The following is a 25,187-nucleotide window of genomic DNA, read 5'->3' as shown; positions in this document are numbered from 1 at the left end:
ATAGCCATGAAGCCTTTCTCTCTGATTGAATTTTCGAACTCGCACAGCCATACAAGCATCGCGAACCATGCCCCTTCCGTCTCGTTCCCGTGGGCATGCTGTCGGTGCTGCGAAATCTGTTTGGCGCGCGTCGCTGAAGATGTGCAACATATCTTCCCGGTTCACGCATTTCCGCCTGTCGGGGCGAGAAACTGTGAAGGAGAAGGGTAATGCCCAAGTGCCGACTGCTGCTTCATTAGCCACTTTGTCTGTCACCTGCAGGCCTGAGGGCACGTAGTCTCGCTACGGAATATCTTCACCACCGCAAATCGATCTTTGGTTTCGATCTGCTTGTGATTGTGATTTTGACGGAACCCACCACACTCCTTGTACGCGTGTTAGGCGAGAACGCCGGCAACTATCTGCCGAATCTCGTCACTTTGTCGATGCGTAGCTATGCATATGATTCTCTGCGAGCCGATGACGGGCTCAATGACTGGACGATTCTCTACTGAAAGTGGCGGATTACGTGGCCGCCTTTAGCCGGCATTTTTATCGCGCGGACTTCGCGGGGTCATACGATCTGTCAATTCGTCGTCGGCGCGCTGCTTGTGCTAACCATCACCTGACATAGATGACGGTGTTCGAAGACAGCGCGATCAGGATCGATGCGCATGCTGCCGCCAGTGCGATCGCGCAATCCGCGAGGGTCTAAAGGTGTCGCGGCGATAACACTCATTGCCGCATCGGCTCTTGCCATAATCATGTTCATGTTGTCCTTCGGGCGGAGGCAGCGGCCGAAAGCCGACTACGCTCATAGCTCGCTACACATGGCCGACCACCAATGTGCAGACCTGTGACCACTGGCCCACCCTCGCGCAGTTCTGCAAGCTCGAACACGTGATCGCGTCGCCCGATGGCGGCGGCTTTTTCGGCGTCACCGACGAGACGCTCGCGAAGGTGGGTCTCGCGCGCAAGGTCGTGCTGTCGGTGCCGCACTTTCTGTTCATGCAGTCGGTGCTCGCGAGCACGGATCTCGTGGGGATGCTGCCCGCGCGTCTCGTGCGCGGCACGGACGCGCTGCCGATGGTCGAGCCGCCCGTCGAGGTGCCGGGCTACGAGATGGCGATGCTATGGCACGAGCGGGTATATCGCGATCCCGCGCATCAATGGTTGCGGGAGTTCATCGCAACATCGGTGTAATCAGCCCTTTTCAGCGCCGATCGCATCCAGTTGATCGAGCACCTCGTCGCTGAGCTTCAACTGCGCCGACTGCAGGTTTTCACGCAGATGAGTCACCGAAGACGTGCCCGGAATCAGCAGAATGTTAGGTGCCCGATGCAATAGCCAGGCAAGCGCGACCTGCATCGGCGTTGCCTCGAGCTTGCGCGCAAGCTCCGACAGCTCGGACGATTGAATCGGCGTGAAGCCACCCAGCGGGAAAAACGGCACGTAGGCGATGCCCTGCGCCGCGAGCGCATCGATCAACGCATCGTCGTCGCGATGCACGAGGTTGTAGTGGTTCTGCACGCACACGACCTTCGTGATGCGCTGAGCCTCGGCAATCTGCGCGGCCGTCACGTTGCTCAAGCCGACATGACGCACGAGCCCGCGCTGCTGCAGCTCGGCAAGCGCCGTGACCTGCTTTCCGATCGAGCCCTCGCTCGGCTCGTTCACGTTGCCCATCATGCGCATGTTGACCACGTCGAGCGCGTCGAGCCCGAGGTTGCGCAGATTGTCATGCACCGCGCGCTCGAGGTCGGCGGGCTCCTGCGCCGGCAGCCAGGCGCCGGCGCCGTCGCGCACCGCGCCCACCTTCGTCACGATCGTCAGATCGCGTGGATACGGGTGGAGCGCCTCGCGGATCAACTGATTGGTCACGTGCGGCCCGTAAAAATCGCTGGTATCGATGTGGTCGACGCCCGATGCGACCGCCTCACGCAGCACCGCGAGCGCCGCGTCGCGGTCTTTCGGCGGCCCGAACACGCCGGGGCCGGCCAGCTGCATCGCGCCATAGCCCATGCGCCGCACCGGGCGGCCGGCTAGTGCGAAAGTGTCGACGGAGCTGAAGTTCGGCATGACGATCTCCTTGTGAAGTGATGAGCGGCAGTATCTCCGGAATTGCGTTGTTGAATAAAGCGGTCTAACGTGTACGGGTTGTTCAAAATTCTGCACAATCAATCGTCATGGAACTGAATGATCTGGCCGCCTTCGTTTCCGTCGCCCGCGCCGGCGGCTTTCGCGACGCGGCGCGCGTGAGCGGCGTGTCGGCGTCGAGTCTGAGCGTCGCGGTGCGGCGCCTCGAAACGAAACTCGGGCTGCGGCTCCTGAACCGCACCACGCGCAGCGTCGCGCCGACCGAAGCCGGGCTGCGTCTGATCGAGAAGCTGACGCCGCTGTTCGGCGAAATGGAAGCGGCGCTCGACGTGCTGAACGGCTTTCGCGACAAGCCGACCGGCACATTGAAGCTCAACGTGCCGTCGAGCGTCGCGCGCATCGTGCTGCCCGACGTGCTTGCGCGCTTTCTGAAGCAGTACCCGGATATTCGCGTCGAAGTGGTGGTCGAGGATGGGTTCGTCGATGTGCTGTCGATCGGGTGCGATGCGGGCATTCGCTACGATGAACGCCTCGAGCAGGACATGATCGCGGTGCCGATCGGCGCGCGCGTGCAGCGCTTCGCGACCGCCGCGGCGCCCGCGTATCTCGACGCGCACGGCCGTCCGCAACATCCCGGCGAATTGCTCGCGCATGCCTGCCTGCGCGGGCAATTCGCCAGCGGCGCGATGCCGACCTGGTACTTCGAGCGCGACGGCGAGCTGCTGCAATTGAATCCGACAGGACCGCTGCTGGTGCGGCCCGGCGCCGCGATCGACCTCGCGGTCAGCGGCGCGGTCGCGGGCCTCGGCATCATTCACCTGTTCGAAGACATGCTCCGCCCGCATCTGGACAGCGGCGCGCTCGAAGCGATTCTCGAACCCTGGTGGCAGTGCTTTTCAGGTCCTTTTCTTTACTATCCGGGCCATCGTCATGTGCCCGCGCCGCTGCGCGCGTTCGTCGATTTCCTGAAGGCCGACTCAGCAAGTGTCCCGGACGATGACGTGGCACGGCGTTGATGTCATCACACGACGGTGAACGCGGCGACGCGTGCCATATCAGCATCGTGGCGCGCAGAGCTGCGCGATCGTGGTCAGAAAGAGATCCGCGCCGATCGGCTTCAGCAGACATGCGCTGCAGTAATGCGCATCGCTGTCCGAAGGCGGCACCGCGGTATGGACCAGAATCGGTACGTTGACGGATAACGGCATCGATTTCAAACGGCGGCATAACTCCGCGCCGTCCATGACCGGCATCATCCAGTCCGTAACAATCAGGTCGGGAACGTGAGCGACGACACGAGCGAGTGCTTCGGCGCCATTGCTCGCGCAACTCACCTCATACCCTTCGCTCTCCAGAATCAACCGCCATGCGGCTAGAATTTCCGGTTCGTCGTCGACCAGCAATATCGAATACATCATGTTTTGCGGACAAAATTTGCCTTCTCGTCTGATCAGAGTCTCGCAAGAGGTTTTCCACGAACGGCAATTGCGCGGATAATGACGCGGGTTGCCGGCGCGCATCGGGTCGCGTGGCCGATCGGCCAGCGAAACAGGTTTGCGGTGCCCGCGCAAATCGAGGCGTTCGAACCGTTCGCGCGTTGTATGTTGTAGAAACTCCATTCCGGTATCCATCATGACCGACAGACGCGTGAGCCCGCTGCGCAACTTCGCCAACTTCATCCGCGCGGAACGGGGCGGCCTGACGCGGCAATGGATGCATGCCGTCTCCGCCGACGCCGATCTCGTCGAAGCGGACAAGCTCACTTATCGGCAACTGGCCGACCATCTGCCGGATATTCTCGACGAGCTGTGCCGGGCGCTCGATGCAGAAGATCTCGAGCGCGTCGAAACGTCGATCGAACGCGACGCGAAAAAGCACGGCAAGGTCCGTTGGCAGCAGGGCTACCGGATCGAAGAGCTGGTGCGCGAACTGGACCTGTTTCAGCAGGTGCTCTTCGAAGCGCTCGAAGAGTTCGTCGAACGCGACCGGACGTGCACGCGCCGTCACGAGAGCCGCGCGCGCCGCCTGATCGCCGAAGCATTCAGCGTGGTCAGGTATGAGTCGATCAAGGAAGTGGTCGCCGAACGCGATCGCAAGATCGACGAATACACGGGACGGCTCGAACGCGCGAATCACGAATTGACCCTCGAGCAACGGCTGGTCGGCGATCTATATGCATCGCGGATGCAGATCACGCGCAGCGTCGTGCACGATCTGCGCAATTTCCTCAACGCGTTTTCGGTCGCGCTGCAACTGATCGAGCGAGCGCCGTCGAAAGCCGATGCCGCATTGACGCTCGCGAACCGTCAGGCTGCCGACATGAAGCAACTGGTCGACCAGATGGTCGAGTACTCGGTCGTGCTCGGAGACTCCGCGCCGCTCGTGCTCGAAGACGTCGATTTGCGCGAACTCTTCGACGAACTCGTCGCGTCGACGCGACCGTCGATCGAGGCGAAAGGGCTTGCGTTGCGCAGCGCGTTCGACGCGGCGCTGCCGGTCGTCACGTCGAATCGGCTGAAGCTCAAGCAGATCGCGGTCAATCTGTTGACCAACGCGATCAAGTACACGAAGTCGGGGCAAGTCGAAATCCGGTTCGCGATGCATGGCGCCGAACACTGGGCGATTCGCGTCTCCGACACCGGCGTCGGCATTGCGCCCGCCGACGCGGAGCGCGTATTCGATGAGTTCGAGCGCGCGGCCTGCGACGAGATTCCGGGCACGGGGCTCGGGCTCGCCATTGTCAGGGAGCTATGCCGCGTGCTCGATGGGCAGATCGAGTTTGCGTCGCGCGAGGGCGTGGGGACCACGTTCGAGATCCGGTTTCCGCTGCGTCGAACCTTGGCCGCAATGTGATGCGTGGACGAGCGCTTCAACCAAGTCCGAATGTTTTCCTCAAGCTCGAATCGACGGGACCAGCGGGCATAAAGCGGCGTAACTTGCTCAGCAACGACGCCTGTCCGGCAGGCGTGCGACGCATTCGCCAGGCGCCAAGCGCCAAGCGCCAAGCGCCAAGCGCCAAGCGCCGCTTCGACAATAGTGTTTGCCACGCCCTCGGGCTCGGGGGCACCTTTGACACTGTTCACGACTGCGCTCATTGCAAGGGCACGCTCGCGGTCATAGTCGGCGATTTTCGAACCCGCCTGGGGCGCATTGATGTCGAGATTGGTCCTGGTAAAAGTCGGTTCGACCAGCGTTGCGCGTATGCCGAACTGGCGCACCTCATGATCCAGGGTTTCGGTCAGCCCTTCCACAGCGTGCTTGGACGCCGAATAGAGTCCCATTCTCGACAAGCTCGACTCCCGAGATAGGCGCCGCTTTTGCGATGCTGCGCACGGTGCCAAATACGCGGCACCCCCGCCTGGCAAACTTCTCGGCGGCGGCGCGTCCGATACCCGATGACACGCCGGTAACAACGACAACAGTGGAATTCGACATGAACAGCTCCCTTCAGGTGAATTGATGGTGTTTTTTTAACTGTCCGCGTCGAGCGCGTCCTGCAGCGTTTGCTCGGAAGACTGCACCTGCTCATGCCGATCTTTGCGCAAGCCGGCGATACGCTCGGGTCGAATCTTGAACCAGATCGAATACATCGCCGGCAGGAAGACCAGGGTCAGAATCGTCCCGGCGAACGTGCCGCCGATCAGCGTGTACGCGAGGGTTCCCCAGAACACCGAATGGGTCAGCGGGATGAAAGCGAGGATCGCCGCCATGGCCGTCAGGATCACCGGTCTGGCACGCTGCACGGTAGCTTCGACGACCGCATGGAACGGATCCAGCCCCGCCTGCTCGTTCTGGTGAATCTGTCCGATCAGGATCAGCGTGTTGCGCATCAGGATGCCCGATAGCGCGATGAGACCGACCAGCGCATTGATGCCGAACGGCTGCCTGAACAGGATCAACGTCGGCACCACCCCGATCAAGCCCAGCGGGCTGGTCAGGAACACCATCACCATTGCGGAGATCGAGCGCACCTGGAAGATGATGATGATGAGCGTAACCGCCAGCATGATCGGGAAGAGCGGCAACATGGCTTTCGTCGCTTTAGCCGATTCCTCGATGGAGCCCGCCTCTTCGATACGGTAGCCGGTCGGAAGCCTGGCGATGATGGGTTGGAGCTGCCTGGTGATCGCCGTCGATACGTCCGGCGGCTGAAGGTTGTCGGCGATGTCGCCCCGTACCGTGATCGTCGGCACCCGGTCCCGCCAGCGCATGACTGGTTCCTCCATGCGCACGTCGACCTTGCCCACCTGCGACAGCGGAATGCGTTGCCCGTTCGCGCCAGCCAGCGTGAAGTCGCCGAGCCGGGCCGGATCGAGACGAACATCGCCGGCCGAACGCGCGATGACCTGCACGGTTCGAATATCCTCACGCACGGCGGTGACAGGCACACCGGTTAGCAGGAATTGCAGTTGTTGCGCCACGGCGCTGGATGTCAGCCCCACCGCCTGCAGACGGTCCTGCTGCAACGTGAAGTGCAGCGTGGGCGAGCGCGTACCCCAGTCAGCGTTGACCGTACGCATCATCGGACTGGCGTCCATCACCTGCTCAACTTCTCCCGCAATACCGCGCAGCTTGTCCGGGTCCGGACCAGAGATACGGTAGGCGACCGGGAACGGCGAATACGGACCGAACACGAGTTGCGTGACCCGCACGCGCGCCTCGGAGGCGAGACCGTTGGCGACTGCCTGACGCAGTCGCTGCTTCAATGCGTCGCGCTCATCCTGGCTGTCCGTGCGCACCACGATCTTGGCAAACGACGGATCGGGCAGTTCCGGCCCCATCGCCAGGTAAAAGCGTGGCGCGCCTTGCCCGATGTATGCGGTGACGATCCTGGCTTCCTTCTGCTTCGCGAGCCACGCTTCGACCTTCGTCGTGGCGGCGCTGGTTTGCGAGATCGACGTGCCATAGGGCATCTGCACCTCGACCAGCACTTCGGGACGGTCGGAGATCGGGAAAAACTGTTTTTTGACCACGCCCATGCCGAGGATGGCCAGCACGAAGAGGCCCACGACCGAACCGGCGACCAGCCATTTGCGCGCGATCACGCGCGTGAGCAGCTGACGGAAGCGGTTGTAGCGCGGCGTGTCGTAGATCGCGTCGTGACCGCCTTCGACCTTTTTGAAGTCGGGCAGCATCTTCACACCCAGGTAGGGCGTGAAGACCACGGCGACGACCCACGATGCGATCAGTGCGATGCCAACGATCCAGAACATGTTGCTGGTGTATTCGCCGGCCGTGGAGCGCGCGAAACCATTGGGCATGAAGCCGACGGCGGTCACCAGCGTGCCCGCCAGCATCGGCGCGGCCGTATGGCTCCACGCGTAGGCGGAGGCGGCGATGCGGCCGTAGCCTTCCTCCATCTTTACCACCATCATTTCGATCGCGATGATCGCGTCGTCCACGAGCAGGCCGAGCGCGAGGATCAGCGATCCGAGCGTGATGCGATCGAAGTTCTTGCCGGTTGCGGCCATCACCACGAACACGACCGCGAGTGTCAGCGGTACGGCCGCGGCAACGACGAGGCCCACCCGCCAGCCCATGCTGACGAAACTCACCAGCATGACCACCAGCAGCGCGACGAAAAACTTGAGCATGAACTCGTCGACCGCCGAATGAACGTTGACGGCTTGATCGGTGACTTTGGTCAGGCTCATGCCTAGCGGCAGCCCGGCGTTGATTGCGCCGACCTCGCTGTCCAGCGCCTTGCCGAGATCGAGCCCGTTCCAGCCGTCGCGCATGACGATGCCCAGCAGCAGTGCAGGTTCGCCGTTGTTGCGGATCATGAACGTCGCCGGATCTTCATAACCACGTGTGACGGTGGCGATGTCCGACAGCTTCAGCGTGCGGCCCTGCGCTACGACCGGCGTGTCGCGGATCTTCTGCAGGTTGTCGAAGGCGCCGTCCAGGCGAATGAACACCTCCGGACCTTTGGTCTCCACGGAGCCGGCCGGCGTCAGGGCATTCTGACCGTTGAGCGCGGCGAACACGTCCTGGGGGCTCACGCCCAGCGTTGCCAGCCGGTCATGTGAGAGCTCGACATAGATCCGCTCCGCCTGCTCACCGATGATGTTGACCTTCTTCACGCCCGGCACGTGCAGCAGCCGTTGGCGCAGCGTCTCGGCATCGCGAACGAGCAGGCGCTGCGGTTCACCCTTCGCCTTCAACGCAAACAGCGCGAAGGTAACATCCGCGTATTCGTCGTTGACCATCGGTCCGATCACGCCGGATGGAAGATTGCCCGCCTCGTCGCTGATTTTTTTCCGGGCCTGGTAGAACTGCTCCTGCACTTCCGACGGCGGCGTGCTGTCGAGCAAGGTCAAGGTCGTGAAGGCCAGCCCAGGCCGTGTGTAGGTCTCGGTCCGGTCGTACCAGCGCAGCTCCTGCATGCGCTTTTCGATCTTCTCGGCGACCTGATCGTGCATTTCCTGCGCCGTGGCTCCCGGCCATGCGGTGATGATGGTCATCACCTTGACCGTGAACGCGGGGTCTTCCGCCCGGCCCAGCTTGAAGAACGAAACGAGCCCTGCCAGAGAAATCAGGCAGATCAGGAACAGGGTGATGGAGCGCTCGCGCACGGCGAGCGCCGACAGGTTGAAACGGCCTTCGCTCACGGACGGGCTCCCTCGGCCGTCATGGCGACGGCTTGACTTGTCACCCGGACCTGCTCGCCTTCGCGCAGCAGCTGCGCGCCGAGCGCGACGATCCGGTCGCCTTGCTTGATCTCACCGGCGACGCGAGCACTATCGTCGTCCAGATGTTCGACAGTAACCGGCCGCCAGGCAACCTTCGCCGGCTCGCCGTTGATGACCCACACCCCCGGTCCCTTGCCCGCGTCAAACAGCGCGCCGATCGGCACCTGCAAACCGCCTTGCACCGCGGAACGCGCGTCCGGAATCTGGACCGTGACGGTGGCGCCCAGTGGGGCGTCGGCCAGCTCTCCCTGCAGCACATACCGCGCTTCAAAGGTCCGGGTACGAGGATCCGCCGTATCCGAAAGCTGGCGCAGCGTCGCCGGCACGCTAACACCGCCGTTGCCGAACAGCGTGGCCTGGGCGACCGAACCGATTGCGGGGCGTAGGGTTTCGGGTAGCTGGATGACAGCCTCGCGGCGCCCGGCGTGCGCCAGGCGCACCACGGGCTGGCCGGCGCTGACGACCTGGCCCGGTTCGGCCAGCGTTTCCATCACGACGCCATCGCCGTCCGCCAGCAGTTCGGCATAGCCAGTCGCGTTGCGCGCAACGTCGGCGTCAGCCTCGGCCGCGCTGAGCTGCGCTTTGGCGGCATCGGCCGCCGCCTTGATCTGGTCGTAGGCCGATGCCGATATCGCGCCGGTGCCGCGTAGGTCGCGGTAGCGCTCTTCGTCCTGCGCGGTCTGCTGCGCCCGTGCTCGCGCGGCGGTGACCGCGTCCTGCCGGGCCTGCGCGGCAAGCCTCAGATCGATGGGGTCGAGGCGCATCAGCAGCTGGCCGCGTTTGACGGTTTGCCCGGCATCCACCAGCCGCTCGAGCACCTTGCCGGAGACGCGAAATCCCAGGTCGCTCTGCACACGCGCGGCAACGGTTCCGGTAAACGAACGGGAGGCGGGGATCGCCGCCCGAGCGATGGCGGTGCGCACCAGGGGCGCTTCGGTGCGCGGATCGGACGGTGCTTTTGCGCCGCAGGCGGCTAGCGCAAGTGCCAGTGCACAGACGACTGTAGAGGTAGCAAGACGACGCCGGAGCATGAAAGACCCATTGACGGAGTGATCGGGGCTTTCATTATGGTTCTAGTGACCAACTTAGTCAATGGTCACAACCGAGATTTCCATCAAGGCGACAGACTGCGGAGCACGAGACTGGACAGTTGTGCAGGCGCGACCTTGGTGTAATCAAAGCTGTACTGCAGGAGCATTGGGTTCAGGTAGGGGCGCAACACCAGATAGATCGCCATCGCAGTCTCATCGAGGGGTGTTTTGCGCTCGAAGTCCCCGCTTTGCCGACCCTCCTGGAGGACGTCCCGAAGCAGCTTCTGGACGCGCTCTTCATACGCAAGCACCGCCTGCCAGTTCTCCGTGGCCGCCGATGCGGCAATCTCGTAGAGCTTGCGGTCCTGGAAAAACAGACGGAGGCTCGCTTCCGTGAAGACGTTGAACATCCGCCGCAGCTTCTCCGGTGGCAGATCGGTCTGTGCGACGGCCGACCTGACCTCGGTTTCGATCTCGTGCAGGCAGTTCGCGCAAATCATCTCGCCAATGGCCTGCTTGGACTCGAAGAACTTGTAGATGTAGGCCTTGGAAAACCCGATCGCCTTGGCGAGGTCTGAGACCGTCGTTTTCTCGTAGCCATACCGGCTGAAGTGCTCGGTGGCGGCGACAACGATCTGATCCCGTACCTCGTGGTCAGCGGGGCCGCGCGCCGGGATGGGGGAACTGGTGGCTTTTTTCATGGGTATAGCATACAGGAATGGACAACCAGTGACTATTTGGTATTATAGTCACCACCGGAATCTTGCGAAGACGCTCATGCTACCCAAACCCATCCTTGCCGCGGTTATTGCCGCCAGTCTCTCGGCTGGCTGCGCTGTAGGCCCCGATTATGTCCGGCCCAATGTAGCCATGCCCGAGCAGTTCCAGGGCCAGGCCGCGGTGGATCACCGGCACGCGGCGGCCAGTGCCGACCTTGTCACGTGGTGGACGGGTTTCGATGATCCGCAACTGACACGATTCGTCACGCTCGCACTGGATCAGAACCTGGACCTCGCGCAGGCCGCGGCTCGCGTCTCGCAGGCGCGCGCGGGACTTGGCGCGGCGAATGCCGCGCTGCTGCCGTCCGGCACTGTCAGCGGGCAGGCGGCGCGAGTCTACCAGTCGGTCGAAACCCCCTTGGGGCGAGTCCTGAATTCGACGCCCGGTTTCGATCGCTACGGCAATGATTACGAGGCTAATTTCAACGCGAGCTGGGAACTGGATGTGTTTGGTGGCCTGCGTCGCGGGCGGGAAGCGGCACTTGCCGAATACCAGGCTTCGGAAGCCGGTGCGGCGGCCACGCGCCTGGCAGTGGCGGCGCAGACTGGCGATATTTACATCACGATTCGTGGATTGCAGGCCCGTCTAAAGGTTGCCCGGCGGCAGGTGCAGACGCAGCAGGATCTGCTTTCGACCATCAACCTCCTGTATAGCAAAGGATTGGCGGCCGACCTTCAGGTGAGCCAGGCCGAAGGTGCGCTGTCCCAGGTTCAGGCATCCGTCCCGGTCCTCGAGGCGGGTCTGGATGCAGCGATGAACGCGCTGGATGTAATGCTGGGTTCACAGCCCGGCACGCATCGAGCCGAACTGGTCGAAGCTGGTGACATCCCGGTCGCCCCGCGGATCGCGGACACAGGATCGCCGGGTGAGTTGCTCAGGCGCCGGCCCGACCTGATCGTGGCCGAGCGTCGCCTTGCCGCATCGAACGCGCGCATTGGCGTGGCCATCGCCGAGTATTACCCCAAGGTGTCGCTCAGTGGACTGCTCGGCAGCGCCACCTCGGTGGCCAGCGGCAACCTGTTCAGTACCGGCGCCAATCAGGCCGCTGGCGTGCTGGGGCTGCGCTGGCGTCTGTTCGATTTCGGCCGCATCAATGCGCAGATCGAGCAGGCCAAGGGGCAGCAGGCGGAAATGCTGGCCGCGTATCGGCTCGCCGCGCTGCATGCAACCGAAGACGTCGAGAACTCATTCTCGGCACTCGTGAAGCGCGAGCAAGAGGCCGCGGTGCTCGCCCAGGGAGTGAACTCGCTCGGCCGGGCGCGAGCCGCCTCGTTCGCAGCCTATCAAAAAGGCGTCGTCAGCCTGATCGAAGTCTTGCAGGCCGACGACAACCTGCTACGCGCCTCGGACGAGCGGGTGCAGGCGCAAACGGAATCCGCACGCGCAGCCGTTGCTGCCTTCAAGGCGCTCGGTGGCGGATGGCAACCTCGCGAATCCGAAACGGTCGCCATCAAATAGCAACCCTACGCACCCAACGATTTGCGAGGAGCGTGGATTTTGGCCATCGTTCTTTGCCAGATGAGCGCTTTGCCGCATGCCACACAAACGAATGACGCGAGCAGAAAGCCGCGAGCGAACCCGGCGGCGCTTGCTCGACGCAGCAGCGTCGAGCATCGCCGAAAAAGGGTTTGCTGCGACTAGCGTGGAGGATATCGCAGCCCAGGCCGGCTATACCCGCGGCGCGTTTTACTCGAACTTCAGCAGCAAGAGCGATCTATTCGTCGAACTGCTCCGTCTCGATCACCAGAACATGCAAGAAAACTTGCAGAAGCTGCGAGACGCCGCACCGTCCAGCGAAAACCTGCAAGTGCAGCTCACCTTGTTGTACGCGCAGTGCTATCGCGACGACAACAACTACATCATCCGGGCTGAGGCACGTTTGCATGCCATGCGTGACGCGAAATTCCGACAACATGTGAATGCCTTATGCCTGCAAAAGCGCGACATGATCGCGTACTTCATTGAGCAGTTATGCCAGCGCCTCAACATACAGTTGCCGGGCCCTTTCGCCGACCACGCGCTCGCCGTTATCGCATTGGTCGACGGCATCCTCTACTTCAACATGATGATGCCCAATGATCTGTCGAACGCTTCGGCCGAAGCGATTTTGAGCAACGTTTTGACAAAGATGTTCTGCAATGCACCAGTCCTGACTGAAACATAGTTTGATCTTGCGCCTCCTCCGCAAATACCCGGTCAAGCGATTCAATCCATTAGTTGGTATCAGCCACACACCAGTCAATCAGCGAGGTCGTCGATGAACTGGACCTTGCGTTACCTGTGGCCGATGTGTCGTTTGTGAGTAAGAGTGCCATCACCCAGGCGCGGCAGCGTCGGCGTGGCGCCACTGGCGTGGCTGTTTCACGAATCAGCCAGAAACTGGGTTGCGCAGAATCAGGACCGATACCTCTTCAAGGGATTCTCGCTGTTCGCGATGGGGCTATCGCCGCATGCGTCTCGACACGCTGCCGACGATGCAAGCGGCGCTCGGCCTCTACGCATCGCTGGGATTCGAGCCCATCGACGCCTACGTGTTCAATCCGATCCCCGGCGCGATTTTTCTGGAACGCGATCTGACGCGGCCGCGTTCAATGTCATGGCGGTGCAGGCCTGAACCGGCCTGCAGGTATGCACTCGCTCATTGCCCCGTTCTGCTGGCTCAAGCCACGCACGACCACCTCGGACGATTTGCCGTCACGCCGCGCGAGTTCGGCCAGATCGAGCAACGCGGCGTAGCGCGCGGAACAGTCGCTCGCCGCGCCGGCGGCGGGGTTCGCGCGAAGGTCGTCGCTGGCGTCGATGACTGCGTTGATCGCCAGCAACGTCGCCACGACGATCGTCGCGAGCGCGACCGTTTTGCGCAGCGCGCCCCGCGCAGCCCCTTGCGCTCGCGAGTGACGCTCCGCCTCAGCAGATGGTGGACACGAGCCCGCCATTTCGCACATCGCGTCGCACCGCGCGGCGCGACGTGAGCGCCACGATTCTACGCAGGTTCTGATTCTCATCGCCGCGCTCATCGTCACGCCCAATGCGCCGGCACCCACACGCGCCCGACCCAATGGCCCGGCACCCAGACCGCAGCCCGCGGCGCGACATACACGGGACGCGGCGCGACGTAGACGGCCGGCGGCGGGGGCGGCGCCACGACCACCACCGGCGGCGGAACATAGCCCGGCGGAGGCGTCACCACGACCGGCGGCGGCACGTACACGACCGGCGGCGGCACGACGACCGGCGGAGGCGCCACGACCACCACCGGCTTCGGCGCAACGACCACGGTCGTACCGGTCGCCGTGGTGGTCCCGCCCGCGACCACCACCCCACCTGTCACCACCGTACCGCTCGAGGTCACCGTGTGGCCTTGCGTGCCGGTCACGCTCGTCGAAGTCGTCACGACGCCGGGCGCGACCCGCGTCGCGGTGCCTGAGTGATAGACGTTGTTGTTGTCCGGACCCGTCACCGTGCCCGAGCGCGCGCAGGTCGAACCCGCGCAATTCGTCGACGCAGAATGATTGACCATATTGCCGTTCGACCCGGTGATCGAGCCCGACGACGAATACTGGCCCGGCGCGGTGCGCGTCACGTCGCCGGACGTCGTCGCCGTTTTGCCGTCGGGACCGGTCAGCGTGCCGCTATGCGAGCAGGAGCCGCCCGCGCAGCTGGTGTCGCCCGAGTGCTGCACCGAGTTGCCATAGCGGCCCGTCGCGGTACCCGAGTTCGTGAACTGGCCGGGCGCCGTGCGCGTGACCGTGCCAGTGTTGCTCGCGACGCCGCCATAGGGACCGGCCACGCTGCCCGTATGCGAGCAGCTACCGCCGCCGCACGAGCCGTAGTGCGAACCGTTATAGACGCCGCGCGACGTGTACGCGGTGCCGTGACCCGACCACGCGAACGCCGATGCGCTGCCGAGCGCGAGCGCGGCGGCGGCCGCGCCGAGCACCACCTTGCGCAGCGCGCCTCGCGCCATGCTGGCGCAGACCCTGTCGGAACCTGCGAATGAACGATTTTTCACGGTATGTCCTTGCTGGATTCGGGCCACTTGCGTCACTGCCGCGTGGCGACGAACGGACTATAGAAGGACACTCCGCGGAAATCATCACGGAACATATGTCGCGCTGTTTCACCGCGACGCGGGCCCGCCAGGCAAGGTTTTGCGGGCATTCGGCGGGAGCCGTGACATATTTCGACATAGTTTGCGAAACAGATGCGGCCGCCGGAATCGACTGCGGCCCCGCCGCTCACTGCCCGACCGGCGTCACCTGCACCGCGGCGGCGGACACGAACGCCGCATGCACGGTGTCGCCGACCTTCACGTCGCTCAAATCGACGTCGGGCGCTGCTTCGAAGGTCTGGGTCTGATACGCGCCGCGCAGCGTCACGAGGCGCTGCTTGCGATCGATCTTCAGCACGGTCGCGAGCACCTCGGTCTGCCGCGCCGACTCGTACCCGCCCGACGCCGGCGCATAGCTCCGCCGGTCGGCCCGCTCGCGAATCCCCTTGCCCGCGCTGCTTCCCTTCTCGACCTTGGTGAGCAACGCATTCTTGTACAGCACGTCGACGCGATCGCCGATCTTCAACTGATCGAAACCGGCAACCTGCTGGCTGACGAGCACGATCGCGACGTCGCCATGCGGACCCTTCAATGTCAGCGAACGGTTGCCCGCATCGATGGCGACGATCTCCGCCGTCATATGCACCGGCTGCGCCGCGCTGAGCATCGCTTGCGCGGTGCTCGCCATGTCGTCCTGCGCTCGCGCCGGCGGGGCCGCGGCCACCACCGCGATGACCAATGCTGCAGCTATCGTCGCTGTTTTCATCCGCGTTCTCCTCGTGCGAGGTATCAATACGGCTTGACGGTCGGTCATGCACGTCGAGCCAATCGCTTCGTGCTACGCAGCATTCGTGCCCGGCGTCATGAACTCCGCGCCTACAGGACAACCACGACCAACAGTATGACGCGAACGATTTGCCGACGGTATGCATCGGCATGGCCGCCGACAGCCATCAGAAACGCCATCTCAGTACCGTGCTATCCTACATACCCATAGGGGGTATATGTATGGCACATCTGAGCATACACAAAGACGGCTTATTGAAACGCGTTCATCGCATCGCGGGCCAGGTTCAGGCTATCGAGCGTTCACTGGAGTCGGACGCCGATTGCGAAAAAGTCCTGCACCTGGTGGCCGCGACCCGCGGCGCAATGAACGGCCTGCTCGACGAGATCGTCGAGGCGCACGCGCGCGAGCATGTCGCGCATCCGGACCTGACGGCCAGCCAGCGCAAGAAGGGAGTTGATGCATTGATCGGCGCAATCCGCCGCTATTCGAAGTAAGTTTGTATGACTGACCATCTGATCCGCAAACACGAGCACTCGTTTCTCGGCAGCTCGCACGACGACAACGCGCGCCGGACCCACTTCGTCGTCGCGCTCACCGTTGTCATGATGATCGGCGAAATCGCGGCCGGTTACGTGACCGGCTCGATGGCGCTGCTCGCCGATGGCTTCCACATGGCGACGCATGCCGGCGCGCTCGGCATTGCCGCGCTCGCGTATGCGTTCGCGAGACGCAACTCGGCAAACCGCGCGTTCAGTTTCGGAACGGGAAAAGTGGGCGAGCTTGCCGGCTTCGCTTCGGCGCTGATTCTCGCGTTGGTGTCGCTTGGCATCGGCATCGAATCGGCGATCCGGCTCGTTCATCCCACCGGTGTCGCGTTCGGGCAGGCCGCGGTGATTGCGGCGATCGGGCTGGTCGTGAACATCGTCAGCGCGCTGCTGTTGTCGGGCGGCCATGCGCACCATGGGCATCACGATCATCACCATCATCACGACCATGCGCATGGGTCCGACAACAACCTGCGCTCGGCCTATGTGCACGTGCTCGCCGATGCGCTGACCTCGGTGCTGGCGATCGTGGCCATGCTGGCCGGCCGCTATCTCGGGTGGGTCTGGACGGACCCGCTGATGGGCATCGTCGGATCGATCGTCATCGCGCGCTGGGCATGGACGCTGATGCGCGACACGGCCGACGTGCTGCTCGACAGAACCGACGAGCACGTGGCCCGCGAAATCCGCGAAATCCTGGATTCGCACGGCGACGCCGAGATCGCCGACCTGCACGTCTGGCAGATCGGCCCGCAGGCGCGAGCGGCGATCGTCAGCGTGCGCACGCATGGCGGCGTTACGGCCGAGACGATCCGCGCGCGGCTCGCACCGGTGCATGAGGTCATGCATCTGACCGTCGAAGCGGCGTCATAACGCCTGCGCCCGGCGCAACAAGGCGCGATCAAAACAAAGGGCCGGCGTGTCTCGACGCCGGCCCTTCCGCTTTTTACTATTCAGCTTGCGCGGAGACCCGCCTAGCGCGGGGACCGAAGCTGGCGCTAAACCAGCTCACGCATCACACGCGCTCGATCGCGATCGCGATGCCTTGGCCGACGCCGATACACATCGTGCACAGCGCGAAGCGGCCCTGCGTGCGTTGCAGCTGATACGTCGCGGTCGTCACCAGACGCGCGCCGCTCATGCCGAGCGGGTGGCCGAGCGCAATCGCGCCGCCGTTCGGGTTCACGCGGGGATCGTCGTCGGCGACGCCGAGGGCGCGCAGCACCGCGATACCTTGCGAGGCGAACGCTTCGTTCAGTTCGATCACGTCGAACTGATCGATCGTCATGCCCAGACGCGCGAGCAGCTTCTGCGTGGCGGGTGCCGGGCCGATGCCCATCACGCGCGGCTCGACGCCGGCGGTGGCCACACCGAGCACGCGGGCGCGCGGCGTGAGGCCGAAGCGCTTCGCGGTCTCTTCATTGGCAAGCAGCAACGCCGCCGCGCCGTCGTTCACGCCCGATGCATTACCGGCCGTCACCGTGCCGTCCGGACGCACGACGCCCTTCAGCTTCGCGAGCGTTTCGAGGCTCGTTTCGCGCGGATGCTCGTCCTGCATGACCGTGATCGGATCGCCCTTCTTCTGCGCGATCGTCACGCCGACGATCTCCTGCGCGAGCGTGCCGTCGCGTTGCGCGCGCGCCGCCTTCTGCTGGCTGCGCAGCGCGAATGCGTCCTGGTCGGCGCGGCTGATGTTGTAGTCGGTCGCGACGTTTTCGCCGGTTTCCGGCATCGAGTCGACGCCGTACAGCTTCTTCATCAGCGGATTCACGAAACGCCAGCCGATCGTCGTGTCGTAGACCTCGTTCTGACGCGCGAACGCGCTGGTCGCCTTGGGCATCACGAACGGCGCGCGGCTCATGCTTTCGACGCCACCGGCAATCATCAGCGCGGCCTCGCCCGACTTGATCGCGCGCGCGGCGATGCCGACCGCATCCATGCCCGAGCCGCACAGACGGTTGACCGTCGAGCCCGGCACGTCCTTCGGCAGCCCCGCGAGCAGCAGCGACATGCGCGCGACGTTGCGGTTGTCGTCACCGGCCTGGTTCGCGCAGCCGTAGATGAGGTCGTCGATCGCGGTCCAGTCGACGTTCTTGTTGCGCTCCATCAGCGCCTTGAGCGGCACCGCGCCCAGGTCGTCGGCGCGCACCGACGACAGCGAACCCGCATAGCGGCCAATGGGGGTGCGAATCGCGTCGCACAGAAATGCTTCGGTCATGGGATGTCTCCAGTTGAGATGCTGCGTGCGCTGCGCCTCGGCCGGCTTCGCACCGATGAGGCCGGTTCGAGGCGCCGAGGCATCGGCCCTGGGCGCCAACGGCCGCGGACGGGCAACTGCAAAATGGCGGCGGCGTAGCGCGCCGACACGTCGAAGCAGCTTAGCGCAGGATCGTGAACGATGGGCTTGGGATTGACGACCGATACGGCTGTCGCCTCTTCTTCGCCCTGCCTCGTGTTCTATATACGAACACAAGGTCATATATCGAACAAAACAGCCTCGATAATAGGCGGGGGCGCGAAAGCATGTCAAGCACGGCCGCAGCCGTGCCAAGCGACACCAGGGAATACGCGGAGGGGACGATCTTCAGCGAACTTCGATTCCTTCATCGGCGATGTAGCCGCGAATCACGTCCGCGAAACTACGCTCGGCCGCGAGCCCGAGCCGTTCGGCGCGCGACGTATCCCACGCGCCGGGCCAGCTCCCGACGATCTTCTCGATGCGCTCGTCGGGCTGCCGCACAATGCGGCTCGCGACCGCCTCGCCCGCGACCTCGCGCAGTGCCGCGATCATCTCGTCGACGCTGACCGACAAGCCAGGCAGGTTCAGCACGCGTTGCTTGCCAAGCGCGGCGCCGTCGAGTTCGAGGCCGGCGATAAGACCCTCGATCGCCTTGCGCGGCGACAGCAACCACAGCCGCGTCGAACCGGCGACCGGACACACGGCCTCCTCGCCATCGAGCGGCTCGCGGACGATGCCGCTCGCGAACGACGACGCCGCCGCATTCGGCCGCCCCGGCCGCACGCTGATGGTCGGCAGCCGCAGCACGCGGCCGTCGACGAAACCGCGCCGCGAATAATCGTTGAGCAGCAGCTCCGCGATCGCTTTCTGCGCGCCGTACGACGACTGCGGATTGAGCGCGGTGTCGTCCTGCACGACCGCAGGCAGATCGCCACCGTAGACCGCGACCGAACTGGTGAACACGACGCGCGGTTGGTGCCCGCGCTGCCGGCAGATTTCGAGCAGCAGCCGCGACGCATCGAGATTGATGCGCATGCCGAGATCGAAGTCCGCCTCGGCCTGGCCGCTGACGATCGCAGCGAGGTGAAAGATCGCCGAGGTTTGATCGTCGATCACGCGTTCGAGCACACTGCGCTCCGCGATATCGCCGACTTCGGTGCGCACGCGCGCATCGCCGAAATCGTGTGCGCGCACGACGTCGAGCAACACGAGCCCGGTAATCGCTTGCGGTGCGCCGTGCGCATCTTTCAGTGCGCCGCGCGCGAGCAGTTCGCGCGCGAGACGCTGGCCGAGAAAACCGGCACCGCCGGTGATCAGTACTTTCATGGTTACGTGTGCGTCAGTGGTTGTCGGAAAGAGTCAACGCCCCGCATCGAGATAAGGCTTCAGCCAGCCAAGCCCCGCCGAGGTCCCCGCGCGCGGCCGGTATTCGCAGCCGATGTAGCCGTCGTAGCCGAGCGCATCGATCAGATCGAACAGGTACGGGTAGTTCAGCTCACCGATGTCGGGCTCGTGCCGCTCGGGCACACCCGCAACCTGGATGTGACCGATGCCGGCCATATCGCGTTTGAGCTTCGTCGCGAGATCGCCCTCGACGATCTGGCAGTGATAGCAATCGAACTGCACCTTCAGATTCGGCGCGCCGACTTCGGCGCAGATCGCTTGCGCGTCGTCCTGTTGATTGAGGAAATAGCCGGGCATGTCGCGCGTATTGATCGGCTCGATGACGACCGTGATCTGTTCGGCTTGCGCGGCCCGCGCGGCATAGGCGAGGTTGTTCAGATACACGTCGCGTTGTGTTTTGCGCTGCGTTTCGCCCGCTTGATCGCCGGCGATCAACCCCGCCATCACATGCAGCTTGCGATTGCCGAGCACGCGCGCGTACTCGAGTGCCGTGTCGATGCCGCGGCGGAACTCGTCCTCACGGCCCGGCACCGACGCAAGGCCGCGCTCGCCGCCGCTCCAGTCGCCGGGTGGCGCATTGAACAGCGCCTGCGTGAGGCCATGCGCGTCGAGTCGCGCCTTCAGCTCGCCCGGGCGGAACTCGTAGGGAAACAGGAATTCGACCGCGTTGAAGCCGTCGCGCGCGGCGGCGGCGAAGCGATCGGGGAACGCGTGCTCGTTGTACATCATCGACAGATTGGCGGCGAAGCGAGGCATGGCGGCAGCTCCTTCAAGACAGTGCGGTACGGTGCGCGGCGTTCATCGGCAATGCGCGCTGCTACCAGCGCGCGCCGAACGCGGCACGGAGTTCCTCGATCGCGGCGGCGTCGAGCGGCGCGGGCCGCGGATTCGTCATCAGCCACAGGCGCGCGGTCTCCTCGAGTTCTTCGAGCGCATACGACGCGTGCGCGACCGAGCGCTCCCACACTACCGGCCCCAGACGTTCGAGCAACACCGCGCGCACCCGATCGGCCAGCGCGGCGATCTGCGCGGCCACTCGGGGATCACCCGGGCGTTCGTAGCGAATCAGCGGTACGTGGCCCACTTTCATCACGTAGTACGGTGTGATCGGCGGCAGCACGTCCGCTTCGCTCCATACGCCCCCGAGCGTCAACGCGACCAGATGCGTCGAATGGGTATGGACGATGCCGCGCGCCTCGCCGTTGCGCGCATAGATACCGCGATGCAGCGCCAGCGTTTTCGACGGCTTGCCGCCCGACACCGCGTGGCCGTTTGCATCGACCTTCGCGATGTCGGCGGGATCGAGGCGGCCGAGGCACGCGTCGGTCGGGGTGATCAGCCAGCCGTCGTCGAGCCGCGCGCTGATGTTGCCGGCGCTGCCGACCGTATAGCCGCGCTGATACAGGCTCGCGCCGACCGCGCAGATTTCCTCGCGAACGCGCGCTTCGGCGCAGGTGTGAAGTGCCGGTGCGTCGCTCATTGCGCGGCTCCGTCGAGATGGCGCAGGGCCTTGTCGAAGAAGTCCGTGGCGCCGAAATTGCCGGATTTCAGCGCGAGTGCGAGCGGCTCGGCGCCGGTCGTCGCCGTGGCCGGCACGCCCGGATCGATCTGCGCGCCGATGCGCAGCATGCGCACGTCGAGCGCCTGCACGACGGCGCCCGAAGTCTCGCCGCCCGCGACGACGAACTTGCGCACACCCCGTTCGCGCAGACCGCGCGCAATCGCCGCCAACGTCTTCTCGACCAGATGCCCGGCCTCGTTGACGCCGAGTTCGCGCTGCACGGCCTGCACTTCGTCGGGCGATGCGGTCGCATAGACCAGCACTGGTTCCGCGTGCACGAAGCGCTGTTGTGCGAACGCGAGCGCTTCGCCGACGACGTCCTCGCCGCGCGCCGCCGCGAGCGGATCGATGCGGAACGCGGGCCGTGTCGCGCACCAGGCGGCGACCTGCGCGTTGGTCGCCGTCGACGCACTGCCCGCGAGCACCGCCGACAAACCTTCTATACGCGGCAATTGCGCGGCATGGGTTTGCTCGCCGAGCAGACCCGCGCGCCGGAAGTTGGCCGGCAAACCAAGCGCGACACCGGAGCCGCCGGTGATCAGCGCGAGGTCTGCGCAGGCCGCGCCGAGCGTGTGCAAATCGGCGTCGGACACCGCATCGGCAATCGCGATGCGCACGCCGTCGGCGCGCAACGCGGCGAATGCGGCACGCACGGCCGCATCGCCTTGCGCGAGCTGGTCGTAACGCATGAGCCCGACCTTCGATTGCGTTTGCCGCCGCAGTACGCGCACGAGGTTCGCGTCGCGCATCGGCGTCAGCGGATGGTTTTCCATGCCCGACTCGTTGAGCAGCGCATCGCCGACGAACAGATGACCGCGAAAAATCGTGCGGCCGTTCTCGGGAAACGCGGGACACGCGATCGTGAACGACGCGCGCTCAGCGAACTCGGTGGACAGCGCATTCAGCAACGCATCGGTCACCGGGCCGAGGTTGCCCGCATCGGTCGAATCGAAGGTCGAGCAGTACTTGAAGAAGAATTGCCGGCACCCTTGCGCGCGCAGCCAGGCGAGCGCGGCCAGCGATTGCGCGACCGCGTCGGCGGCCGGGATCGTGCGCGACTTCAGCGCGACGACGAGCGCGTCGGCGCCAAGCGCTGCGTTGGAGGTGGGCACGCCGATCGTCTGCACCGTGCGCATGCCACCGCGCACGAGCATGTTGGCGAGATCGGTGGCGCCGGTGAAGTCGTCGGCGATGCAGCCGAGCAGCGCGGGTTTCGTTTGAGCCGTCATGACCTCTTCCACGCCTATTGCTTCGTCGGCAATTCGATGCCTGGGAAAATCTTCACGACCGCCGAGTCGTCTTCGCCACCGTGGCCCGCCGTCGACGCCATCATGAACATCTGATGCGCGGCCGCCGACAGCGGCAGAGGAAACTTCGTGCGACGCGCGGTATCGAGCACGAGGCCGAGGTCCTTGACGAAAATATCGACCGCCGACAGCGGCGTGTAGTCGCCCGCGAGAATATGCGGCACGCGGTTCTCGAACATCCACGAATTGCCCGCGCTGTGCGTGATCACGTCGTACAGCGCGTCCGGGTCGACACCTTCGCGCAGGCCGAGCGCCATTGCCTCGGCGGCCACCGCGATATGCACGCCGGCCAGCAGCTGGTTGATGATCTTCACCTTCGAGCCTGCGCCATGCGTGGCGCCAAGCCGATACACGTTGCCGGCAATCGCGGCGAGCACGTCTTCGCACGCGGCATAAGCGGCCGCGGGACCGGACGTCATCATCGTCATCTCGCCCGACGCGGCGCGCGCCGCGCCGCCCGACACCGGCGCATCGAGCATCTGCAGACCGGCCGCCTCGACGCGCTTGCCGAGATCGCTCGCGAACTCCGGCGCGACCGTGGCACTCGCGATCACGACGCCGCCCGGCTTCATGGCCGCGAGCGCGCCGTGCTCACCGAACAGCACGGCCTCGGTTTGCGCCGCATTCACGACCAGCGTGATCACGACCTCGCACTGCGCGCCGAGCTCCGCGGGCGTCGCACAGCCGATGCCCCCTTCATCGACGAACGCCTGCAGCGCGTCGCGCCGCAAATCGCACGCGTGGACCCTGAAGCCCGCGCGCAACAGCGAGCGCGCGACGCCGAGCCCCATGGCCCCCAAGCCAATGACACCGACATTTCTCGACATGCATGACCTCTATGGATGGGTGCCGCATTCGTGGGTCCGCGCGCGTCGGAATCACCGCGCGCCTTCAGCGCGTCAGACGATGCCCGCCTCGGCAAGCCGCCGCGCCGCGTTGTACAGATGGGTCTGCGCGGCATTGCGCGCCGCCATCGGATCGCCGGCGCGAATCGCCGCGGCGATCGCCGCGTGCTCCTCGCGCACCTGCCGCGAGAAGTCCTCGCGCAGCGCCTCGTTGCGGCGCGTGACGACCGTGCCCGCTTCGAGGTACTGATTGAGGAACGTCAGCGTCTTCAGGAAATACGGATTGCCCGTAGCCGCCGCGATCGCGCGATGAAACGCGACGTCTTCGGCGACGCCGTCTTCGCCATTGCCGACCGCGCGCTCGATGCGCGCGAGCGCGGCGTCGATCGCGGCCATGTCGGCATCGCTGCGGCGCATCGCGGCTTCCGACGCGACCTCCGCCTCGATCGCGCGACGCAGCGCGAGGATCTGCACGACCGAGCCCGGCTCCACGGCTTCCGCGTAGTCGATTCGCAGCGGGCGGATCGCGCCGTGCCCGGCGACGAACACGCCACTGCCCTGGCGCGGCTCGACCACCCCCTCGTTCTTCAGTCGCGACAGCGCCTCGCGAATCACCGTGCGGCTTACGCCGAACTGTTGCGCGAGCACGGCTTCGGTCGGCAGCCTGGCGCCGCGCGCAAAGGTGCCCTTGTCGATCTGCTTCAGCAGTTGCTGCGCGACGGTGTCGCTCAAAGCGCGCGCGGGAATCTTGTCGAACATGGCGGATCGGTTGGACCGGGTGTCTCGAACTAGTCAGGTTATCGGGTCATCATACAAATTTGGAGTGGGAATCGCATCCACGCAAACCCTGGGGTTTTTGCACGAATCGGCGTTATTTGGCGAAATAGAAGGCTTAAGCTATCGTCTCGCCTTTGCGCCGCAACGCAAAACGCGTCGCCGCATCGAAACGATCGCGCGTCCTTCGCGCGCACTCTTCCGAACCCACCATCAAGGTCCATGAGCAAAGCCCTGCCGCCGTCTTCCGTCGCGCCCGCCAACGCCGAACCGGCCCCGGAGAAACCGGGCGACTCGTACGTGCAGTCGTTCGCGCGCGGCCTCGCGGTCATCCGCGCGTTCGACGCGACGCGGCCTGAACAGACGCTCACCGACGTCGCCGCGGCGACTGGCCTCACGCGCGCCGGCGCGCGCCGGATCCTGCTGACGCTGCAAACACTCGGCTATGTGGAAGCCGAGGGACGCCTGTTTCGTCTGACGCCGAAGATTCTCGACCTCGGCTTCGCGTATCTGACCTCGATGCCGTTCTGGAATCTCGCCGAACCGGTGATGGAAAGCCTGTCGGCGCAGGTGCACGAAAGCTGCTCCGCGGCCGTGCTCGATCGCACCGAGATCGTCTACGTGCTGCGCGTGCCGACTCACAAGATCATGACGATCAACCTGTCGATCGGCAGCCGCCTGCCCGCCTACTGCACGTCGATGGGCCGCGTGCTGCTTGCCTCGCTCGACGACGAGACGCTCGACGCGACGCTGAACTCGACGCCGCTCTACTCGCACACGCCGCGCACCGTCACCGACAAGCAAGAGTTGAAGAAGCTGATCGAGCAGGTGCGTCGCCAGGGGTGGGCGATCGTCGATCAGGAGCTCGAAGGCGGCTTGATTTCGCTGTCCGCGCCGATTCGCAATCGCCAGGGCCGGGTGATCGCCGCGATGAACATCAGCGGCAACGCACAGCGCAATTCGGCCAAACAGATGGTGAAGGCGTTCCTGGAACCGCTGCAGCGAGCCGCACAGACAGTCTCGGAGATGGTCGCGCGGCGCGGCTAATGAACGCTTCGTGGCTCTGGCCGCGCGGTGATGAGCAGCCGGGCG

24 protein-coding genes and 3 pseudogenes are annotated in these 25,187 nt (G+C 64.6%); 10 read left to right on the top strand and 17 right to left on the bottom strand.

All coding sequences use genetic code 11. The annotated features are described in order from the left end of the window. Window positions 1-503 precede the first annotated feature (503 nt). A complete protein-coding gene (locus OKW39_RS39725) occupies window positions 504-608 on the top strand; it encodes a BCCT family transporter (protein ID WP_208524370.1) in 105 nt (34 codons plus the stop codon). Here OKW39_RS39725 and OKW39_RS39720 read toward each other — a convergent pair. Beyond that, the gene (locus OKW39_RS39720) at window positions 566-751 is read right to left on the bottom strand and encodes a hypothetical protein (protein WP_184060756.1); all 186 of its coding nucleotides are present in this window, start codon (window positions 749-751) and stop codon (window positions 566-568) included. The genes OKW39_RS39725 and OKW39_RS39720 overlap by 43 nt on opposite strands. Before the next feature lie 95 nt (window positions 752-846). On the opposite strand from OKW39_RS39720, the pseudogene OKW39_RS39715 reads away from it, so the two are divergent. Continuing rightward, window positions 847-1,182 (top strand): annotated as a pseudogene (locus OKW39_RS39715) (LysR substrate-binding domain-containing protein); the annotation flags it as partial. Here OKW39_RS39715 and OKW39_RS39710 read toward each other — a convergent pair. Then, window positions 1,183-2,058, bottom strand: a complete 876-nt coding sequence (locus OKW39_RS39710) for an aldo/keto reductase family oxidoreductase (protein ID WP_429565144.1) — start codon at window positions 2,056-2,058, stop codon at window positions 1,183-1,185. Window positions 2,059-2,165: 107 nt separating this feature from the next. Between OKW39_RS39710 and OKW39_RS39705 the strand changes: the two genes are divergently transcribed. Continuing rightward, window positions 2,166-3,092, top strand: coding sequence for a LysR family transcriptional regulator (locus tag OKW39_RS39705; RefSeq protein ID WP_429565143.1), 927 nt, complete (start codon window positions 2,166-2,168; stop codon window positions 3,090-3,092). A gap of 39 nt (window positions 3,093-3,131) precedes the next feature. On the opposite strand, the gene OKW39_RS39700 is transcribed toward OKW39_RS39705, so the two are convergent. After that, window positions 3,132-3,710: a response regulator gene (locus OKW39_RS39700; protein WP_429565142.1), complete on the bottom strand. Its 579-nt coding sequence runs from the start codon at window positions 3,708-3,710 to the stop codon at window positions 3,132-3,134. Here OKW39_RS39700 and OKW39_RS39695 point away from each other — a divergent pair. Next, window positions 3,709-4,929, top strand: a complete 1,221-nt coding sequence (locus OKW39_RS39695; RefSeq protein ID WP_184060689.1) for a sensor histidine kinase — start codon at window positions 3,709-3,711, stop codon at window positions 4,927-4,929. The two genes, OKW39_RS39700 and OKW39_RS39695, sit on opposite strands and share 2 nt — an antisense overlap. A 16-nt stretch (window positions 4,930-4,945) precedes the next feature. On the opposite strand, the pseudogene OKW39_RS39690 reads toward OKW39_RS39695, so the two are convergent. From OKW39_RS39690 to OKW39_RS39675, 4 genes and pseudogenes are all read right to left on the bottom strand, one after another. Then, a pseudogene (locus OKW39_RS39690) lies at window positions 4,946-5,511 on the bottom strand (SDR family NAD(P)-dependent oxidoreductase). Between the two features lie 35 nt (window positions 5,512-5,546). Next, window positions 5,547-8,687, bottom strand: a complete 3,141-nt coding sequence (locus OKW39_RS39685) for an efflux RND transporter permease subunit (RefSeq protein ID WP_429565141.1) — start codon at window positions 8,685-8,687, stop codon at window positions 5,547-5,549. After that, window positions 8,684-9,799 carry an efflux RND transporter periplasmic adaptor subunit gene (locus OKW39_RS39680; RefSeq protein ID WP_429565140.1) on the bottom strand — a complete coding sequence of 372 codons (1,116 nt, stop codon included), beginning with the start codon at window positions 9,797-9,799 and terminating at the stop codon, window positions 8,684-8,686. Before OKW39_RS39680 ends, OKW39_RS39685 begins: the two co-directional genes overlap by 4 nt. Before the next feature lie 83 nt (window positions 9,800-9,882). Beyond that, window positions 9,883-10,500, bottom strand: coding sequence for a TetR/AcrR family transcriptional regulator (locus OKW39_RS39675; RefSeq protein ID WP_429555424.1), 618 nt, complete (start codon window positions 10,498-10,500; stop codon window positions 9,883-9,885). Window positions 10,501-10,576: 76 nt separating this feature from the next. Here OKW39_RS39675 and OKW39_RS39670 point away from each other — a divergent pair, with 76 nt between their 5' ends. From OKW39_RS39670 to OKW39_RS39660, 3 genes and pseudogenes are all read left to right on the top strand, one after another. After that, a complete protein-coding gene (locus tag OKW39_RS39670; RefSeq protein ID WP_429565139.1) occupies window positions 10,577-12,037 on the top strand; it encodes an efflux transporter outer membrane subunit in 1,461 nt (486 codons plus the stop codon). Window positions 12,038-12,113: 76 nt separating this feature from the next. After that, a complete protein-coding gene (locus tag OKW39_RS39665) occupies window positions 12,114-12,743 on the top strand; it encodes a TetR/AcrR family transcriptional regulator (protein ID WP_429565138.1) in 630 nt (209 codons plus the stop codon). Window positions 12,744-12,811: 68 nt separating this feature from the next. Further along, window positions 12,812-13,016: pseudogene (locus OKW39_RS39660) on the top strand (transposase domain-containing protein); the annotation flags it as partial. A 157-nt stretch (window positions 13,017-13,173) separates the two neighbouring features. Here the strand turns inward: OKW39_RS39660 and OKW39_RS39655 are convergent. From OKW39_RS39655 to OKW39_RS39645, 3 genes are all read right to left on the bottom strand, one after another. Next, window positions 13,174-13,584 carry a hypothetical protein gene (locus OKW39_RS39655; protein WP_429565137.1) on the bottom strand — a complete coding sequence of 137 codons (411 nt, stop codon included), beginning with the start codon at window positions 13,582-13,584 and terminating at the stop codon, window positions 13,174-13,176. Between the two features lie 14 nt (window positions 13,585-13,598). After that, window positions 13,599-14,546 (bottom strand): hypothetical protein, encoded by a 948-nt coding sequence (locus tag OKW39_RS39650; protein ID WP_429565496.1) that lies wholly within the window; start codon window positions 14,544-14,546, stop codon window positions 13,599-13,601. A 271-nt stretch (window positions 14,547-14,817) separates the two neighbouring features. Beyond that, window positions 14,818-15,396, bottom strand: coding sequence for a hypothetical protein (locus OKW39_RS39645; RefSeq protein WP_429565136.1), 579 nt, complete (start codon window positions 15,394-15,396; stop codon window positions 14,818-14,820). Window positions 15,397-15,566: 170 nt separating this feature from the next. On the opposite strand from OKW39_RS39645, the gene OKW39_RS39640 reads away from it, so the two are divergent. Further along, entirely contained in the window at window positions 15,567-15,914 is a 348-nt protein-coding gene (locus OKW39_RS39640; protein WP_429565135.1) for a metal/formaldehyde-sensitive transcriptional repressor, read from the top strand. Between the two features lie 6 nt (window positions 15,915-15,920). Beyond that, a complete protein-coding gene (gene dmeF, locus OKW39_RS39635; protein ID WP_429565134.1) occupies window positions 15,921-16,838 on the top strand; it encodes a CDF family Co(II)/Ni(II) efflux transporter DmeF in 918 nt (305 codons plus the stop codon). A gap of 142 nt (window positions 16,839-16,980) precedes the next feature. Here the strand turns inward: dmeF and pcaF are convergent, their stop codons facing one another. From pcaF to OKW39_RS39600, 7 genes are all read right to left on the bottom strand, one after another. Further along, complete coding sequence (pcaF, locus tag OKW39_RS39630; RefSeq protein WP_429565133.1) at window positions 16,981-18,183, bottom strand: 3-oxoadipyl-CoA thiolase; 1,203 nt, start codon at window positions 18,181-18,183, stop codon at window positions 16,981-16,983. A 366-nt stretch (window positions 18,184-18,549) separates the two neighbouring features. Next, window positions 18,550-19,530, bottom strand: a complete 981-nt coding sequence (gene denD / locus OKW39_RS39625; protein ID WP_429565132.1) for a D-erythronate dehydrogenase — start codon at window positions 19,528-19,530, stop codon at window positions 18,550-18,552. Window positions 19,531-19,563: 33 nt separating this feature from the next. Then, window positions 19,564-20,364: a 2-oxo-tetronate isomerase gene (gene otnI / locus OKW39_RS39620; protein WP_429565131.1), complete on the bottom strand. Its 801-nt coding sequence runs from the start codon at window positions 20,362-20,364 to the stop codon at window positions 19,564-19,566. Between the two features lie 61 nt (window positions 20,365-20,425). Then, complete coding sequence (locus tag OKW39_RS39615) at window positions 20,426-21,088, bottom strand: aldolase (RefSeq protein ID WP_184073342.1); 663 nt, start codon at window positions 21,086-21,088, stop codon at window positions 20,426-20,428. Next, the gene (gene otnK, locus OKW39_RS39610; protein WP_429565130.1) at window positions 21,085-22,398 is read right to left on the bottom strand and encodes a 3-oxo-tetronate kinase; all 1,314 of its coding nucleotides are present in this window, start codon (window positions 22,396-22,398) and stop codon (window positions 21,085-21,087) included. The genes OKW39_RS39615 and otnK overlap by 4 nt, the downstream gene beginning before the upstream one ends. A 14-nt stretch (window positions 22,399-22,412) precedes the next feature. Continuing rightward, window positions 22,413-23,303 carry an L-threonate dehydrogenase gene (ltnD, locus tag OKW39_RS39605; protein ID WP_429565129.1) on the bottom strand — a complete coding sequence of 297 codons (891 nt, stop codon included), beginning with the start codon at window positions 23,301-23,303 and terminating at the stop codon, window positions 22,413-22,415. A 72-nt stretch (window positions 23,304-23,375) separates the two neighbouring features. Continuing rightward, window positions 23,376-24,080 (bottom strand): FadR/GntR family transcriptional regulator, encoded by a 705-nt coding sequence (locus OKW39_RS39600; RefSeq protein WP_184073348.1) that lies wholly within the window; start codon window positions 24,078-24,080, stop codon window positions 23,376-23,378. Between the two features lie 237 nt (window positions 24,081-24,317). On the opposite strand from OKW39_RS39600, the gene OKW39_RS39595 reads away from it, so the two are divergent. Next, the gene (locus tag OKW39_RS39595) at window positions 24,318-25,142 is read left to right on the top strand and encodes an IclR family transcriptional regulator (protein ID WP_090810481.1); all 825 of its coding nucleotides are present in this window, start codon (window positions 24,318-24,320) and stop codon (window positions 25,140-25,142) included. Window positions 25,143-25,187: the final 45 nt, after the last annotated feature.

The sequence above is a fragment of the Paraburkholderia sp. MM6662-R1 genome (assembly GCF_050436245.1).
GTDB lineage: Bacteria > Pseudomonadota > Gammaproteobacteria > Burkholderiales > Burkholderiaceae > Paraburkholderia > Paraburkholderia tuberum.
Note: the sequence above shows the minus strand (reverse complement) of the source record. Positions and strands in the feature narration are given on the sequence as shown.